10 protein-coding genes and 1 tRNA gene are annotated in these 14,098 nt (G+C 72.6%); 3 read left to right on the top strand and 8 right to left on the bottom strand.

Annotation, left to right across the window (positions count from 1 at the left end):
- The 3 genes from selB to AC1DE0_RS20165 all read right to left on the bottom strand — a co-directional run bounded on the left by selB (position 1) and on the right by AC1DE0_RS20165 (position 3,228).
- Positions 1-1,800, bottom strand: coding sequence for a selenocysteine-specific translation elongation factor (gene selB / locus AC1DE0_RS20175; RefSeq protein WP_478104880.1), 1,800 nt, complete (start codon positions 1,798-1,800; stop codon positions 1-3).
- A gap of 1 nt (position 1,801) precedes the next feature.
- Positions 1,802-3,112, bottom strand: coding sequence for an L-seryl-tRNA(Sec) selenium transferase (gene selA / locus AC1DE0_RS20170; protein WP_478104878.1), 1,311 nt, complete (start codon positions 3,110-3,112; stop codon positions 1,802-1,804).
- Between the two features lie 20 nt (positions 3,113-3,132).
- Positions 3,133-3,228, bottom strand: a tRNA-Sec gene (locus tag AC1DE0_RS20165).
- A 55-nt stretch (positions 3,229-3,283) separates the two neighbouring features.
- Here AC1DE0_RS20165 and selD point away from each other — a divergent pair.
- Both selD and AC1DE0_RS20155 read left to right on the top strand, forming a co-directional pair.
- The gene (gene selD / locus AC1DE0_RS20160; protein WP_478104875.1) at positions 3,284-4,285 is read left to right on the top strand and encodes a selenide, water dikinase SelD; all 1,002 of its coding nucleotides are present in this window, start codon (positions 3,284-3,286) and stop codon (positions 4,283-4,285) included.
- Positions 4,286-4,292: 7 nt separating this feature from the next.
- Complete coding sequence (locus tag AC1DE0_RS20155; protein ID WP_478104872.1) at positions 4,293-4,691, top strand: rhodanese-like domain-containing protein; 399 nt, start codon at positions 4,293-4,295, stop codon at positions 4,689-4,691.
- A gap of 18 nt (positions 4,692-4,709) precedes the next feature.
- Here AC1DE0_RS20155 and AC1DE0_RS20150 read toward each other — a convergent pair whose 3' ends face one another.
- The 5 genes from AC1DE0_RS20150 to AC1DE0_RS20130 form a co-directional block, all read right to left on the bottom strand.
- On the bottom strand, positions 4,710-5,993 hold the full coding sequence (locus tag AC1DE0_RS20150) for an L-lactate MFS transporter (RefSeq protein WP_478104871.1): 1,284 nt from the start codon (positions 5,991-5,993) through the stop codon (positions 4,710-4,712).
- A gap of 135 nt (positions 5,994-6,128) precedes the next feature.
- Positions 6,129-7,262, bottom strand: a complete 1,134-nt coding sequence (nrfD, locus tag AC1DE0_RS20145; protein WP_478104869.1) for an NrfD/PsrC family molybdoenzyme membrane anchor subunit — start codon at positions 7,260-7,262, stop codon at positions 6,129-6,131.
- Entirely contained in the window at positions 7,259-8,329 is a 1,071-nt protein-coding gene (locus AC1DE0_RS20140; RefSeq protein WP_478104867.1) for a 4Fe-4S dicluster domain-containing protein, read from the bottom strand. The genes nrfD and AC1DE0_RS20140 overlap by 4 nt, the downstream gene beginning before the upstream one ends.
- Positions 8,330-8,332: 3 nt before the next feature.
- A complete protein-coding gene (gene fdh / locus AC1DE0_RS20135; RefSeq protein WP_478104865.1) occupies positions 8,333-11,698 on the bottom strand; it encodes a formate dehydrogenase in 3,366 nt (1,121 codons plus the stop codon).
- A gap of 174 nt (positions 11,699-11,872) precedes the next feature.
- Positions 11,873-12,886 (bottom strand): family 43 glycosylhydrolase, encoded by a 1,014-nt coding sequence (locus AC1DE0_RS20130; RefSeq protein WP_478104864.1) that lies wholly within the window; start codon positions 12,884-12,886, stop codon positions 11,873-11,875.
- A gap of 120 nt (positions 12,887-13,006) precedes the next feature.
- On the opposite strand from AC1DE0_RS20130, the gene AC1DE0_RS20125 reads away from it, so the two are divergent.
- Positions 13,007-14,071: an FUSC family protein gene (locus AC1DE0_RS20125; RefSeq protein WP_478104862.1), complete on the top strand. Its 1,065-nt coding sequence runs from the start codon at positions 13,007-13,009 to the stop codon at positions 14,069-14,071.
- The last annotated feature ends 27 nt before the right edge of the window (positions 14,072-14,098 follow it).

Genomic DNA, 14,098 nt, shown 5'->3' with positions numbered 1-14,098 from the left:
TCAGCGTCGCACCTCGCGGTGCGAGCCGTCGAGACGGCGCGTCCACCCTTGGCCGTCGAGGTGCTCGAGGAGCGGGATCACGGTGCGTCGGGTCGACTCGAGGGCGACCCGCGCCTCGCTCGTCGTGAACGGCTGCTGCAGGCCCGCCAACACCCGCATCGCCCGGGCCGGACCGGTCGGGAGCAGCACGACGTCGTCGTCGAGGCGCAGGAGCCGCCCTGCCCGCACGGCCGCCGCCACCTCACGAGGGCCGAGGCCGTACGCCTGCAGCTCCCGCTGCTCGGGCGCGGCGAAGGGCTGGTCGGCGAGGCGCGCCTCGAGGACCGTCAGCCCCGCCTCGACCTGCTCGGGCAGGGCCTCCCGGTGGCCCGGCGTGCCCACGCGCCCGTCGCGCACCTCGAGGCCGGCGTATGCCGTGAGGTCGGCCAGGAGCGACCGGTCGGGCACGTCGGCCGCCGCGCGCGCAGCCTCGAGCGTCAACGTCGGTTCAAGTGGCTCTCGGGAAGCCTTCTGCTGCAACGCACTTCGCAGCCGGTTGGCCCACTGCTGCCAAGCCGCGTCGGAGACGAGCCACTGCCCGTGCCGGGCGACCGTCGTAGCGGGGTGCGCCCCCTCCGGCACGGTCACACCGAGGGCGAGCGCGGCGTCGACCGTCATGGCGCCGCGCCGACCGACCTCCTGCTCCAGGCTCGGGCGGTCGCCCTGTCGCGTCACCACCTCGGCGCGGGCGACCGCTGCTCCACGTCGGGTCAGCGGAGGCGGGTCGGCGTCGACGACCACCGCGCCGTCGATGCGGCGCGAGCCGGGGTCGCGCAGGATGAGACGGTCGCCGGCGACGAGGGGCAGCGGCTGGGGCAGGGTGAGCCGGACCGCGGCCGCACCCAGGGGACGCACGCGGGCTTCGACCGCGTGGGTGCCGACGTGGAGCATGAGGTGCAGCGGGGGCCGCTCGTTCGCCCCGCCGTCACCGCTACCACCGAGACGGACGTCGAGCTGGTCCGTCGTCGGCCACGTGTCCGGCGTCAGCAGCAGGTCGCCGCGGTGCACCTCGTCGGCGGAGACCCCGCGCAGGTTGACGGCGACCCGCGCGACGGCGGCAACGGCGCCGCGCGGCTGCTCGAGCGACTGCAGTCCGCGCACGGTCACGTGCCGCGTGCGGCCTGTCGCGTCGTGCAGGACGAGGTCGTCGCCCCTGCGGATCGTGCCCTCGCCGAGGGTTCCTGTGGCGACGGTCCCCGCGCCGCGGATCGTGAACGATCGGTCGACCCAGAGTCGCGTGCGACCGTCCACGGCGGGCGCCGGCAGCTCGGCGACCAGCGCGGCGAGCGCCGCCCGCAGCTCCTCCAGGCCCTCACCCGTGCGCGCCGAGACCGCCACCGCCTGGCACCCGGCGAGCGACGAATGCCCCACGCGTGCAACGGCTTCCGCGAGCGACGGCGCGGGGTCGGCCAGATCGCTGCGGGTCACGACGACCAGGCCGTGCCCGAGACCGAGCGCGTCGATGGCTGCGAGGTGCTCGGCGGTCTGCGCCCGCCAGCCCTCGTCGGCGGCCACGACGAGCAGCACGGCGGGGGCCGGACCCAGCCCGGCGAGCATGTTGCCGATGAAGCGTTCATGGCCCGGGACGTCGACGAACGCGACCGGTTCACCCGACGGCAACGTCGTCCACGCGTACCCGAGGTCGATGGTGAGGCCGCGGCGATGCTCCTCGGCCCAGCGGTCGGGCTCGATGCCGGTGAGTGCCCGCACGAGGGTGGACTTGCCGTGGTCGACGTGGCCGGCCGTCGCGATGACCCGCACGTCAGACTCCGGGCGCCGACGCCGAGCGCACAGCCCGTTCGAGCTCGGCGTCGGACTCCGCTGGGACACAACGCAGGTCGACGAGGCAGCGCCCTCGTTCGACGCGCGCGACGACTCCCGGATCGCCCGTCCGCAGGCGCTCCGCGCAGTCCTCCGGCAGGGCGAGCGCCCAGCCCGCCAGCGGCACACCGGGGGCTCCCCCACCGCCGACGCGTCCTTCGACGGGGACGACCTCGCCACCCACGGCCGCGGCGAGGCGTTCGGTGCGGTCGCGGAGCACGTCGGCGTCGGCACGGAGGTAGGCGGTGACGGGCGGCACCGGGCCGCGGAGCGTCGCCTCGAGGGCGGCGAGGGTGAGCTTGTCGACCCGGAGGGCCCGGGCGAGGGGATGCCGGCGCAGGCGTTCGACGGTGGCGGCCTCACCGAGCACGATCCCGGCCTGCGGCCCCCCGAGCAGCTTGTCGCCGCTCGCCGTGACCACGGTGGCGCCGGCCGCCAGGGTCGAGGCGGCGTCGGGCTCGTCGGGCAGCAGCGGGTCGCGGCGCAGCAGCCCGCTGCCGATGTCGACGACGAGCGGCACCCCCGTGCCGTCGGGCGTCGTGAGACCGGCCAGCTGCTCGACCGTTGCTGCGCTGGTGAAGCCCTCGACGCGGAAGTTGCTCGGGTGCACCTTGAGGACGCAGCCGGTGTCAGGACCCAGCGCCACCGCATAGTCGTCGACGGTGGTGCGGTTGGTCGTGCCGACCTCGCGCAGCCGGGCTCCGGTCGAGGCGATGAGGTCGGGCAGCCTGAAGCCGTCGCCGATCTCGACCATCTCGCCGCGGCTCACGAGCACCTCGCGGCCGGCGGCGAGCGCCGTCGTGGCGAGCACGAGGGCGGCGGCGCCGTTGTTGACGACGAGGGCGTCTCCCGCTGCGGGCACGGCGTCGCGCAGCGCTGCCAGAGTGCCGCGCCCACGGCGGGCCCGAGCACCGGTGGCCACGTCGAACTCCACGTCGACGTAGCCGGCGGCGGCGACCACGGCCTCGAGAGCGGCGGCCGACAGCGGCGCCCGCCCGACGTTGGTGTGCACGACGACGCCAGTCGCGTTGAGCAGGGGCCGCAGCGACGTCGTGCGCGACGGAAGGGCCACGCGGGCGGCCTCGGCGACCTGGCCCGGCTCGATCTCACCGGTGCGCGCCCGCTCCTGCGCCACGCGTACGGCCGCCTTGACCGCGTCGACGCCGTGCCGGGCGACCGCTGACACGAGCGCAGGGTCGGCGAGCAGCGCGTCGGTGCGCGGGATGCGCCGCCGCGGGTCGGTCTGCGTCACTCCGCCTCCTGAGAAGTGTGTGGCGGAGGTGGACGGGAATCGAACCCGCCAGACCGAGATGCTCGGTCTCACCGGTTTTGAAGACCGTGGGGACCACCAGGTGCCCAGACACCTCCACGGTCACCGTACCCAGCGCACCCCCTCGACGCTGCGCCGACCTACGGTGTGGGTATGAGCGCAGGTGTGGAGCACGCGAGAACGGTGAGGCTGACCCAGTTCGCCCACGGCGGCGGTTGCGCCTGCAAGATCCCGCCGGGTGAGCTCGAGGCGATGGTGCGCGACCTGACGGGCGTCAGCCACCCCGACCTGCTCGTGGGCCTCGACAGCGGTGACGACGCGGCCGCCGTCCGCATCGAGGGCGGGCTCGCCGTCCTCGCGACGGCCGACTTCTTCACGCCCGTGGTCGACGACCCCTACGACTTCGGGCGCATCGCCGCGGCCAACGCCCTGTCCGACATCTACGCCATGGGCGGCCGGCCGGTGCTCGCCGTCAACCTGCTCGGCTGGCCCCGCGACGTCCTCCCGCCCGAGCTGGCCGCGGAGGTGCTCCGGGGCGGTCTCGACGTAGGGCGCCTCGCCGGTTGTCCTGTCGCGGGCGGCCACAGCATCGACGACCCCGAGCCGAAGTACGGCATGGCCGTTACGGGCATCGCCGACCCGGACCGCCTACTGCGCAACGACGCCGCCACCGCCGGGCTGCCCCTCAGCCTCACCAAGCCGCTCGGGGTCGGCGTGCTCAACAACCGCCACAAGGCGACCGGCGAGGTCTTCGCCCACGCCGTCGAGTCGATGGTGGCGCTCAACGACGTCGCGAGCGCCGCGGCGGTCGCCGCCGGCATCCGGGCCGCCACCGACGTCACCGGGTTCGGGCTGCTGGGCCACCTCTACAAGATGGCCCGCGCCTCCGGGGTGTCGGCAGTCGTCGACGCCGCCGCCGTCCCCTACCTCGAGGGGGCCCGTGAGTCCCTCGCCGCCGGCTACGTGCCGGGCGGCAGCCGCCGCAACCTCGACTGGGTGCGCCCGCACCTCGACGCTGCGGTGGGCGATGACGAGCTCGTCCTGCTCGCCGACGCCCAGACGAGCGGCGGCCTGCTCGTCGCCGGCGAGGTGCCCGGCGGGACCGTCGTGGGCGAGCTCGTCCCCCGGCGCGAGCACGTGCTGACGGTGCGGTGACTGTCGGATGAGCGGGGTGGACGAGGCACTGGACGACGCCCGTCGCGGAGTCGACCGGCTCTCACCCGAGCAGGCGTGGGCGCAGGTGCGCGCGGGAGCCCTTCTCGTCGACACGCGTACGTCGGCTCAGCGCGATCGTCAGGGGGACCTGCCGGGGGCGATCGTCATCGACCGCACGGTGCTCGAGTGGCGGCTCGACCCCACGAGTCCAGCGCGCATCCCCGAAGCGCGCGACCCCGACGTCCGGGTCGTCGTGATCTGCCGGCAGGGCTACAGCAGTTCGTTCGCGGCCGAGTCGCTGAGGCGCATAGGGCTGTCCCGGGCGACCGACGTCATCGGCGGGGTGGAGGCGTGGCTCGCGGCAGGGTTGCCGCTGTCAGCCCACGCTGCCGACGTACGCGAGTAGCCGGGCCGGGCGGCCGGGTCAGCGACGCGCGGCGTCGGGGCGTCCGCGGGCGCCGCGGCCCCCACGGACGCCTCGGGCGCCATCGGCGTCGACGGCGCCGCCGTCGTGGCGGGGTTTCTTCGTGATGAGCGGCAGCACCAGCGCGACGAGCGTGATGATGCCGATGACGGTGAAGCCGAGGTTGTAGGCCTTGTCGCTGCCGATGAGTGACGCGATGAGCAGCGGGCCGACCACGCCGCCGATGCTCCAGCCGATGAGCATCAGGCCGTAGATCGCCCCGACGTTCTTCACGCCGAAGAAGGTACCCGCCGTCGACGGCATGGTGCCGAAGGCCCCGCCATAGCAGAGGTAGATGAGCGCAGCGAGCACGGCGAAGAGGGCCGCGCTGGACGCGTGCGGGATGAGCAGGAGGCAGATGCCCTGGATGCCGAGGATCCCGAGGAAGGCCGGCATCTTGCCCACGAGGTCGGAGAGCCAGCCCCAGAAGATGCGGCCGGCGCCGTTGAAGAGACCGAGCACGCCGACGAGCGCTGCAGCGCTCGTCGCGGAGTAGCCGGCGACGTCGCTGGCCGTGCCGGCGGCGACGGCGATGAGCGAGATGCCCGCGGTGACACTCATCGTCAGGATCGCGGTGAGCAGGTACCACTGCTTCGTGTGCATGGCTTCCCTCGGCGTGAAGTCGCGCGCCGAGGTGCCCGGTGCTGCGGCCGCTGCCTTGGTGCGTGCACCGGCGTCGGCGCGGACCGCCGGGTTGCGGAAGACCGAGGTGCACACGAGCAGGATGACGAGGTAGGCGATGCCGAGCCAGAGGAACGCCTTGGTGGGCACGCTCGGTGACCGGTCGATGAGGGCCTGGCCCACCGGAGCCGTGACGACGGCACCGAAGCCGAAGCCGGCGACGGCGAGCCCGGTGATGAGGCCGGGCTTGTCGGGGAACCACTTCTGCAGCATGGCGATCGGCACGATGTAGACCATGCCGAGACCGAAGCCGCCGATGACGCCGTAACCGAGGACGAGCAGCCAGAACGCGTCAGGCGACTGGGCGAACGACGCGAGGATGACGCCGACGGCGTAGATGACGCCGCCGGTCATGGCCACGACGCGGGGACCGCGGGCGTCCTGGAGACGACCGCCGACGTAGCTGCCGACGAAGATCATGCCGATGACGACGCTGAACGGCACGGCCGCCTTGGACTTCGACCACCCGAACGCCGCGTCACTCTGCAGCGCCTTGGCGAAGACGCTCCACGCGTAGACGGAGCCGATGGACAGCTGCACGAGCACGGCGCAGACGAGGATCACCCACCGGTTCGCGCCCCGCCCTGACCTGTCGGACTCTGTCTCCGGCGCTCTGTTCGCCCCTGTGTCGGTCCTGCTCACGGCACTTCCCCTTCCGGTTGTCCGGCGGCGCGTCGTTGCGCCGTCGGGGGCGGCGCGTCAGCGCGCCGTAGTGATGGAGTCGTTCACGATGCCCTTCGCCCGGCGCGCCTCGAGGCGTTCGCGCTGTGGCTCGACGGTGTACTTGGGGTCGATCGCCGAGGTCATACCCGCCTCGAACACGCCGAAGCGCGTGCAGGCCGACCCCGCCATGAGGGCCAGTCCGCTGAGCGCGGCGCCGACACGCGTACGCCCCACGGTGACGGCCCCGACCGCGCCGGCGATGGTCAGCACCTTGCTGGCCCTCAGCAGGCGCGCGGCCTTGCCGGTGCGCAGCGGCTCCGACAACGTCGGGCCGAGCTTCTCCTGCATCCGCTCGAACGCGACGGTCTCGACGAGGGCGCTGACCGCGGCCAGCCGTCGTGCCGGGCCGTTCTGCGACGCCGGCACGGTGAGCAGCGCGAGGCCGGACGCCGCGGCGTTGGCCGAGCTGACGAAGACGAACGGCAGCTCGCGGTAGGACTCGTGCCAGGTGGGCGTGGCGGTATCGGCCAGCAGCACCGCCGTGTACGCGGCGAGCGGGGGCGCGAAGAAGGCCGACCCCGCCGTGGCGGGCCCGTCGGCCAGCTCGAGGAGGCGGCTGACGCGCGCGAGGGCCGTGCCGGGCCTGCTTGTGCTGGGACGACTTTCGATGAGTGCCTGACCCAGCTCCGAGGCGAGCGCGAGCCCCGAGAAGCCGCCGAACGCGGTGAGGATCCACGAGCCGACCGACATCGGCGAGGTGAGCTTGACGGTGCGCATCATGTTGAGGGCCCGGCTCGGCTTGCCGAGGTCCTTGGCGAGCGCCGCCCCACCCAGGGCTGCCGCTCCCACGGCGCCGATGCGTCCGGCGCGGCGCAGCGCCGGGTAGCCGAGCACCTTGCCGCCGGCGGCGAGCAGCGCGGAGCCGCCCGCGACGCCCCCGAGGAAGAGGTATGCCGCAACCTCCTTCTCCCATGGCGCCGGCTTGACGATGTGGCGGCCGTAGTAGCTGTCGAACCTCGCGTCGGGGACCATGAGCGACTCGTCGCGCCTGCGGCGCCCACCGTTGCTGCCGGCCCTGGTGGCGGCGTCGCGGGCATTGCCGTGGCTGGCGTCGTCTCGTCGGCGTTCCTTCTCCGGGGGGCGGTCGGCGTCGAACGGGTTGGTCGTCATCGCTTCCTCCCGACGAACGCGGCCGCAGCCATCCCGAGCATCGCGACCGCCGCCAGCCCCGCCTTGCGGAACATGTCGGGCAGGTCGGCCGTCGTGACCCGCGGGTCGGGCGGCAGACCGTAGACCTCCGGCTCGTCGAGCAGCAGGAAGACCGAGCCGGTGCCGCCGACCCCGTCGTTCTCGTCGGTGCCGTAGAGGCGGGCCTCGGTGTAGCCCTGCTCGTGCAGCTCGGCCACGCGGGCCTGCGCGGTGGCCCGCATGTCGGCGAGGTCGCCGAACTTGATCGAGGTCGTCGGGCAGGCCTTGGCGCACGCGGGCGTCTCACCCTCGCCAATGCGGTCGTAGCAGAGCGTGCACTTCTGGGCGATGCCGACGTTCTTGACCTCGCCATTGTGCGCCGGGTCGGCTCCACCCGAGTTGATGCTGATGCCGTGCGACTGGCGGCCGCCCTCGTGACCCTCGTCGCCGCGGCGCCGCTCGATGACACCGAAGGGGCACGCCGCGACGCAGTAGCCGCAGCCGTTGCACACGTCGTCCTGCACCACGACGGTGCCGAACTCGGTGCGGAAGAGCGATCCCGTGGGACACACGTCGAGGCAGGCGGCGTGGGTGCAGTGCTTGCACACGTCGGAGGCCATCAGCCATCGGACGTCCGGCACCGCGGTGTCGGTCGGCCCGGGCCCGGCGGCCGCGCCCGGTCGCACGTCACCTGGCGCCTCGAGCGTGGCGGTGGTGCTCGACGCGTCGCGCACCGTCGGCATGCCGAGCTGGACGAGCCGGCGCCCCGACTCCCTTGCCTGCGTGATGCGCTCGCTGTTCTGCTCGACGAAGGCGACGTGGCGCCACGTGCTGGCGCCGAGGGCACCGGTGTTGTCGTAGGACTGGTTGAGCAGGTCGAGGCCGTCCTCGGGGATGCCGTTCCACTCCTTGCAGGCCACCTCGCACGCCTTGCAGCCGATGCAGATCGAGGTGTCGGTGAAGAACCCCTTGCGCGGTTCGACCCGGTCCCACGCCGCGTCCGTCGCCGGGTCGGTCGGCCCGGACAGCTGGTTGCGCCAGAAGGCCACGCGTCAGCCCTCCTTCTTGGTCTCGGGAGCGGTGCCGGGGACGGACTCGGGATGCCCGGTGCGCAGCTCGTTGCTCGTCATGACGGTCGAGCCGGCCCGTGACTGGTACTCGGCGACGAACCGCAGGAGCGCCTCGCCGGTCGGGCGGCGGCCCGGCACGATGTCGCACGACCCGGCCTTGCTCTCCTGGATCTGCACGTTCGGGTCGAGGGCCACGCCGAGCAGGTCGTTGGCGGCGTCACCGCTGACGACGGCGGCGCTGCCGACGCCCCAGTGGTAGGGCAGGCCGATCTGGTGGACAGTGCGGCCCCGGATGACGAGCGGTTTCATTCGCTCGGTGACGAGCACGCGCGCCTCGACAGCCGCGCGGGCCGAGACGATCGTCGCCCAGCCGCCGGGCTCGAGACCCCGCTCCTGCGCGAGCTCCGGAGAGACCTCGCAGAAGAACTCGGGCTGCAGCTCGGACAGGTAGGGCAGGAAGCGGCTCATGCCGCCCGCGGTGTGGTGCTCGGTGAGCCGGTAGGTGGTGAAGACGAACGGGTAGACGTCGGCCCCCGGCTCGTCGCCCGACGGGCTCCACAGGTTGTCCTTGCGCGGGAAGACCTTGCGGGCCGGGTTGGACTGCTGGTGGTAGAGCGGGTTGCGGACCGGGCTCTCCTGCGGCTCGTAGTGCGTGGGCAGCGGCCCGTCGAGCATGCCCTTCGGCGTGAAGAGCCAGCCCTTGCCGTCGGCCTGCATGATGAACGGGTCGTCGCCGGCGAGGCCGTCGGGCCCGCCCGTGCCGGGCTCGGGCCGGAACGTCGGCGCCTTCGTCGGCGGGAAGTCGGGCACGTCGTGTCCCGTCCACTTTCCGGCGTCGGCGTCCCACCACACGTACTTCTTGCGCTCGCTCCACGGGTTGCCCTCGGGGTCGGCCGAGGCACGGTTGTAGAGGATGCGGCGGTTGGCCGGCCACGCCCAGCCCCAGTCGAGGGCAGTGAGGTCCTGCTCCTGCCCGGGCCGGCGGTTGGCCGCCTGGTTCGTGCCGTCGGCGTAGACACCGGTGTAGATCCAGCAGCCGCCGTCGGTCGAGCCGTCCGCCTTCATCTCCGTGTACGACGACAGAGGCTGTCCGGCCTTGTCGCCCGTCAGGTGGCGGCCGTTGACCTCGGCGAGCACGGCCTCGGCGTCGATCTCGCCGTCGGCGTCGAGCGGGTAGTCCCACGTGAGGTCGAGCAGTGGCCGGTCGCGGGGGTCGGTCGAGTCGGCGAGGATCTCGCGCACGCGCTTGCCCAGCTCGTAGAAGAACTCCAGCTCGCTCTGGGCCTCACCGGGCGGGGCGACCGCCTTGTGGTGCCACTGGAGCATCCGCTGGGTCTGCGTGAACGAGCCGGACTTCTCGGTGTGCGCCGCGGCCGGCATGAAGAAGACCTCGGTCTGGATGTCCTCGGCCCGCATCTCGCCGGTGGCGATCTCGGGGCCGTCCTTCCAGAACGTCGCCGACTCGATCATCGCGAAGTCGCGCACGACGAGCCACTTGAGGTGCGACATCGCCTGACGCTGCAGGCGCCCGTGCGCCGACCCGACGGCCGGGTTCTGGCCGAGCAGGAAGTAGCCCTCCACCTCGTCGTCGAGCATGGCCATCGTGGTCTGGTAGGTGCCGTGGGCGCCCGAGAGCCGGGGCAGGTAGTCGAAGCACCAGTCGTTCTCGGCCGTCGCCGCCTTGCCCCACCAGGCCTTGAGCAGGCTCACGGCATACGTGTCGGCGTTGGCCCAGAAGCCCTTCTGCTCCTTGCTCCCGATCGCACTGACGTAGTCGTCCCACGTGTCGTGCAGCCCGGCCACCGGCATCGCGAGGTAGCCGGGGAGGATGTTGTAGAGCGTCGGGATGTCGGTCGAGCCCTGGATGCTCGCGTGCCCGCGCAGCGCCATGATGCCGCCGCCCGGACGACCCATGTTGCCGAGCAGCAGCTGCACGATCGCGGAGGTGCGGATGAACTGCGCACCGAGCGTGTGCTGGGTCCAGCCGACGGCGTAGACGAACGCCGTCGTGCGGTCACGGCCGCTGTTCTCGGTGACCGCCTTCGCGAGGTAGGCGAAGTCGTCGACGCTGACACCGCACGCGTCGGCGACCATCTCGGGCGTGTAGCGCGAGTAGTGCCGCTTGAGGATCTGGAAGACGCACCGGGGGTCCTGCAGCGACTCGTCGCGCAGCACGCGCGCGTGCTCGAGCGCGGGCCCACCGGACCCGTGCTCGTCACCGGCAGCGCGCGCTGACTTGCTCTGGCCGTGCTCGTGGCCGCCGCTCTCATGGCCGGCGGCCGGGCCCCCGATCGTGCCGGGCGAGGCGCCGGCCTCTCCCTCGCCGTCCTCGGACGTCGCGTACGCCCAGGTGTCGGGTGCGTAGCTCCCCTTGTCGTCGTCGTAGCCGGAGAAGAGGCCGTCGAGGTCCTCGGTGTCCTGGAACTTCTCGCTGACGAGGGTCGCGGCGTTGGTGTAGGCGACGACGTACTCCTTGAAGTACAGCTCGTTGCTGAGGATGTGGTTGATGAGGGCACCGAGCAGCACGACGTCGCTGCCGGCCCGGATCGGGATGTGCTTGTCGGAGGTCGCCGACGTACGCGTGAAGCGCGGGTCGACGTGGATCACCTTGGCGCCCTTGAGGCGTGCCTCCGTCACCCACTGGTACGCCACCGGGTGGCACTCGGCCATGTTGGAACCCTGGATGACGATGCAGTCAGCGTTGGAGAGGTCCTGCACGTACTGTGTCGCGCCGCCGCGCCCGAACGAGGACCCCAGACTGGGGACCGTGGAGGAGTGTCAAATACGCGCCTGGTTCTCGATCTGGATCGCGCCCGCTGCGGTGAACAGCTTCTTGATGAGGTAGTTCTCCTCGTTGTCGAGCGTCGCGCCGCCGAGCGAGGCGATGCCCATCGTCCGCCGCAGCGGACGGCCCTTCTCGTCGTGGTCCTGCCAGCCGGCCCGACGGCTCGCGACGAAGCGCTGCGCGATCATCTCGACGGCCGTGGCACGCGGCATGGGCTCCCAGTCGGTGCCGCCGGGACGCCGGTAGAGGACGTGGCGCACGCGGCTCGGGTTGTTCACGAGCTGCTCGCTCGCGGAACCCTTGGGGCACAGGCGCCCCCGCGACACGGGCGAGTCGGGGTCGCCCTCGATCTGCACGACCTTCTCGTCCTTGACGTAGACCTTCTGGCCGCAGCCGACGGCGCAGTAGGGGCAGACGCTCTGCACGACGCGGTCGGCGGTCGAGGTGCGCGGCTGCAGGCCGCGGGTGCGCTCTGACGTGACGGCGGGGCCACGGCCGAGGAAGTCACCGGATCGGACCTGCCGGAGCACGGGCCATGACAGGAACGTCTTCTTCGCCTCCATGGCGCCCACCTTTCGCGGCGTGCAGGCACGCCGGCCGAGTGTCACGACCTCTCGTACCTCTTCTTTCCCACAAGGCACGCCGTCGTAACCCACCCTAGGCACGCAGGCGCACGAAAAGGCGGTAGGCGACGACCCGGATGTCGTCGCGCACCGCCGGACCTGTGGCGCGGCGCCTCAGGACAGGTAGGGCGTGCCGTTGCTCCACTTCAGCACGCCAGTCCACGCGGGGCGGACGAGCGGGCTCGCGCTCTTCCGCGCGTGGAAGGCGACCCGGAGCACGCCGCCGTCGCTGATCACCTCGGCTCCACCCGGACCGCAGAAGCGGTCGGTCGTGGAGATGCCCATGCCACCGACCCAGCGCGGGTTGCCCAGCGCGAAAAGGTCGTTGCCCGACCAGACCTGCGTCGCGTAGTTGCAGTCCTTGTAGCCGTTGCGCGACACGAACAGGTGCACCCTGCCGCTGCCGTCGCGGTAGACGTCGGGGGCCTCGGCGACGGCCGAGCCGATGCGCGCGGCGCTCAGCACGACCTTCGGCGAGCCGGCGAGCGTCGTGCCCGCCGAGTTGTCCACGCGCACCGCCATGATCTGGAAGCGCCGCGGGCTGTAGTTGCCGATCTTGTAGACGAGGTAGCGGTTGCCGAAGCGGGTGCGGTACTCGACCGGGTCGATGGCCTCGGTGTAGCCCGCGGGCGGGCAGATGAGCGGTGTCGACGACGGTGCGAAGCCGCCTGTCGGGGAGGAGGACCGGGCCGCCCCGATGCAGTGCTTGTTGTGGTTGGCGGTGCCGGGAGCCTCGCGCCGGGCGGCGAAGTACATCGTGAAGCGCTCGGCGCCCGGTGTCGTCGCGGTCTGGAAGACGTGCGGCGCCCAGAGCTCCGCGGGTGAGCTGTCCGTCGTCTCGAACGTCCACGCGGGGCGGGCGTTCATCGAGTTGCCGAGGACGGCGTAGCCCGACCCCGGCGAGGCCGAGCGGGCGACGCGGAAGCCGGCGCCCGTCGCGTACAGGTAGTACCTGCTGCCCTGCGCCCGGGTCGTGAACTTCGCGAAGCCCGGGTCAGGAAAGTCGCGCGCGACGACGTTGCGGGCGCTCGCGCCGGTCGTGACGGCCTGTGCCGGTGCGCTCGCGAGCGCCCCCGTCAGCGCCACGGCGGCCGCCCCGAGGGCAGCGAAGAGTGCGGTCTTCTTCATCGTGTGACCCCTGTTTCCCCTGGTTGGTCGGCCGGGCGTCGCGCCCGGCTGCCGCCGAGTCTCGCGCGAGACGCCTCCGCCTGTCGATGGGTAGCGGTACCCGGCCTAGGATCGGGGTCGATGGACGCGCCGCCCGCAGCACCCGAGCCGGCACCCGCGCGACGGGTGGCCACGGGGTTGCTGCACTGGGGGCCGCACCGCGGGGCTCACCGGGTCGCCTTGCGTGCCGGGCTGTCGGTGCTGGTGCCACTGCTCGTGCTCGTGCTCCTCGGACGCGTCGAGTGGACGCCGTATGCCGCCTTCGGTGCCTTCACCTCGCTCTACGGCCGCAACGACGCCCGGGCGCAACGGGCCGGCATGCAGGTCGTCGCCGGTGTGACCCTGACGGTCGCCGTCACCCTCGGTGCCCTCGTCTCCCTCGCGCCCGACTGGCGCTGGCTCGTCGTGCCGCTGGGCGCCCTGCTGGCCGCGGCGGGGTCGCTCACCTCCGACGCGTACCGCTGGCACCCGCCCGGCCCGCTCTTCCTCGTCTTCGCCTTCACGGTCTGCGCCATGGTGCCGGCCAGTCCGACGACCGTCCTCGTGGCCGCGGCCGTCTCCAGCGCCAGCGCCCTCTTCTCCCTGGCCGTGTCGCACGCCGACGTCCTGCGCGGTCGCGGCGAGTGGAAGCGGCCGGACCTCCCGGCGCCGACCTTCCGCGAGGCCCTGGTGGTGCCGGGTGCGCGCACGCAGCTGCTGCGCCACGTCGTGGCGCTCGGCATCTCCGGTGCGATCGCGACGGCGCTCGGCTGGGAGCACCCGTACTGGGCGATGGTCGCCGCCGTCGTCGTGCTGTCCGGGCCCGACCTCGCCTCGCGGCTCACGCGTGGCCTGCACCGCGTGGTCGGCACCGCCCTCGGGGTCGCCGTCGCCGCACCGATCCTGGTGTGGTCACCGCAGGGTGCGTGGGCGGTGCTCGTCATCGTCGTGCTCCAGGTGCTGACCGAGCTCGTCGTCGGGCGCAACTACGCCGTCGCCCTGCTCTTCATCACCCCGCTGGCGCTGATGATGGGCCAGCTCGCGCACGCGGCACCGGTCGGACCCCTGCTGCGCGACCGGCTGTTCGAGACGGTCCTCGGCGCGCTCATCGGAGCCGCGGTGCTGCTCCTCACCCCCGACCGCACGCGGCAGCGCGCAGACGGGTGATTCGGCCGACTCGCGGCAGCGGCGGCA

This window comes from Terrabacter sp. 05T424, assembly GCF_056396225.1.
Note: the sequence above shows the minus strand (reverse complement) of the source record. Positions and strands in the feature narration are given on the sequence as shown.

What these genes read in the sequence shown, in the direction of transcription:
- selD (WP_478104875.1), top strand. Translation starts at nt 3,284, where the DNA reads ATGAGCGCAGGTGTGGAGCACGCGAGAACGGTGAGGCTGACCCAGTTC.
- AC1DE0_RS20155 (WP_478104872.1), top strand. Translation starts at nt 4,293, where the DNA reads ATGAGCGGGGTGGACGAGGCACTGGACGACGCCCGTCGCGGAGTCGAC.
- nrfD (WP_478104869.1), bottom strand. Translation starts at nt 7,262, where the DNA reads ATGACGACCAACCCGTTCGACGCCGACCGCCCCCCGGAGAAGGAACGC.
- AC1DE0_RS20130 (WP_478104864.1), bottom strand. Translation starts at nt 12,886, where the DNA reads ATGAAGAAGACCGCACTCTTCGCTGCCCTCGGGGCGGCCGCCGTGGCG.
- AC1DE0_RS20125 (WP_478104862.1), top strand. Translation starts at nt 13,007, where the DNA reads ATGGACGCGCCGCCCGCAGCACCCGAGCCGGCACCCGCGCGACGGGTG.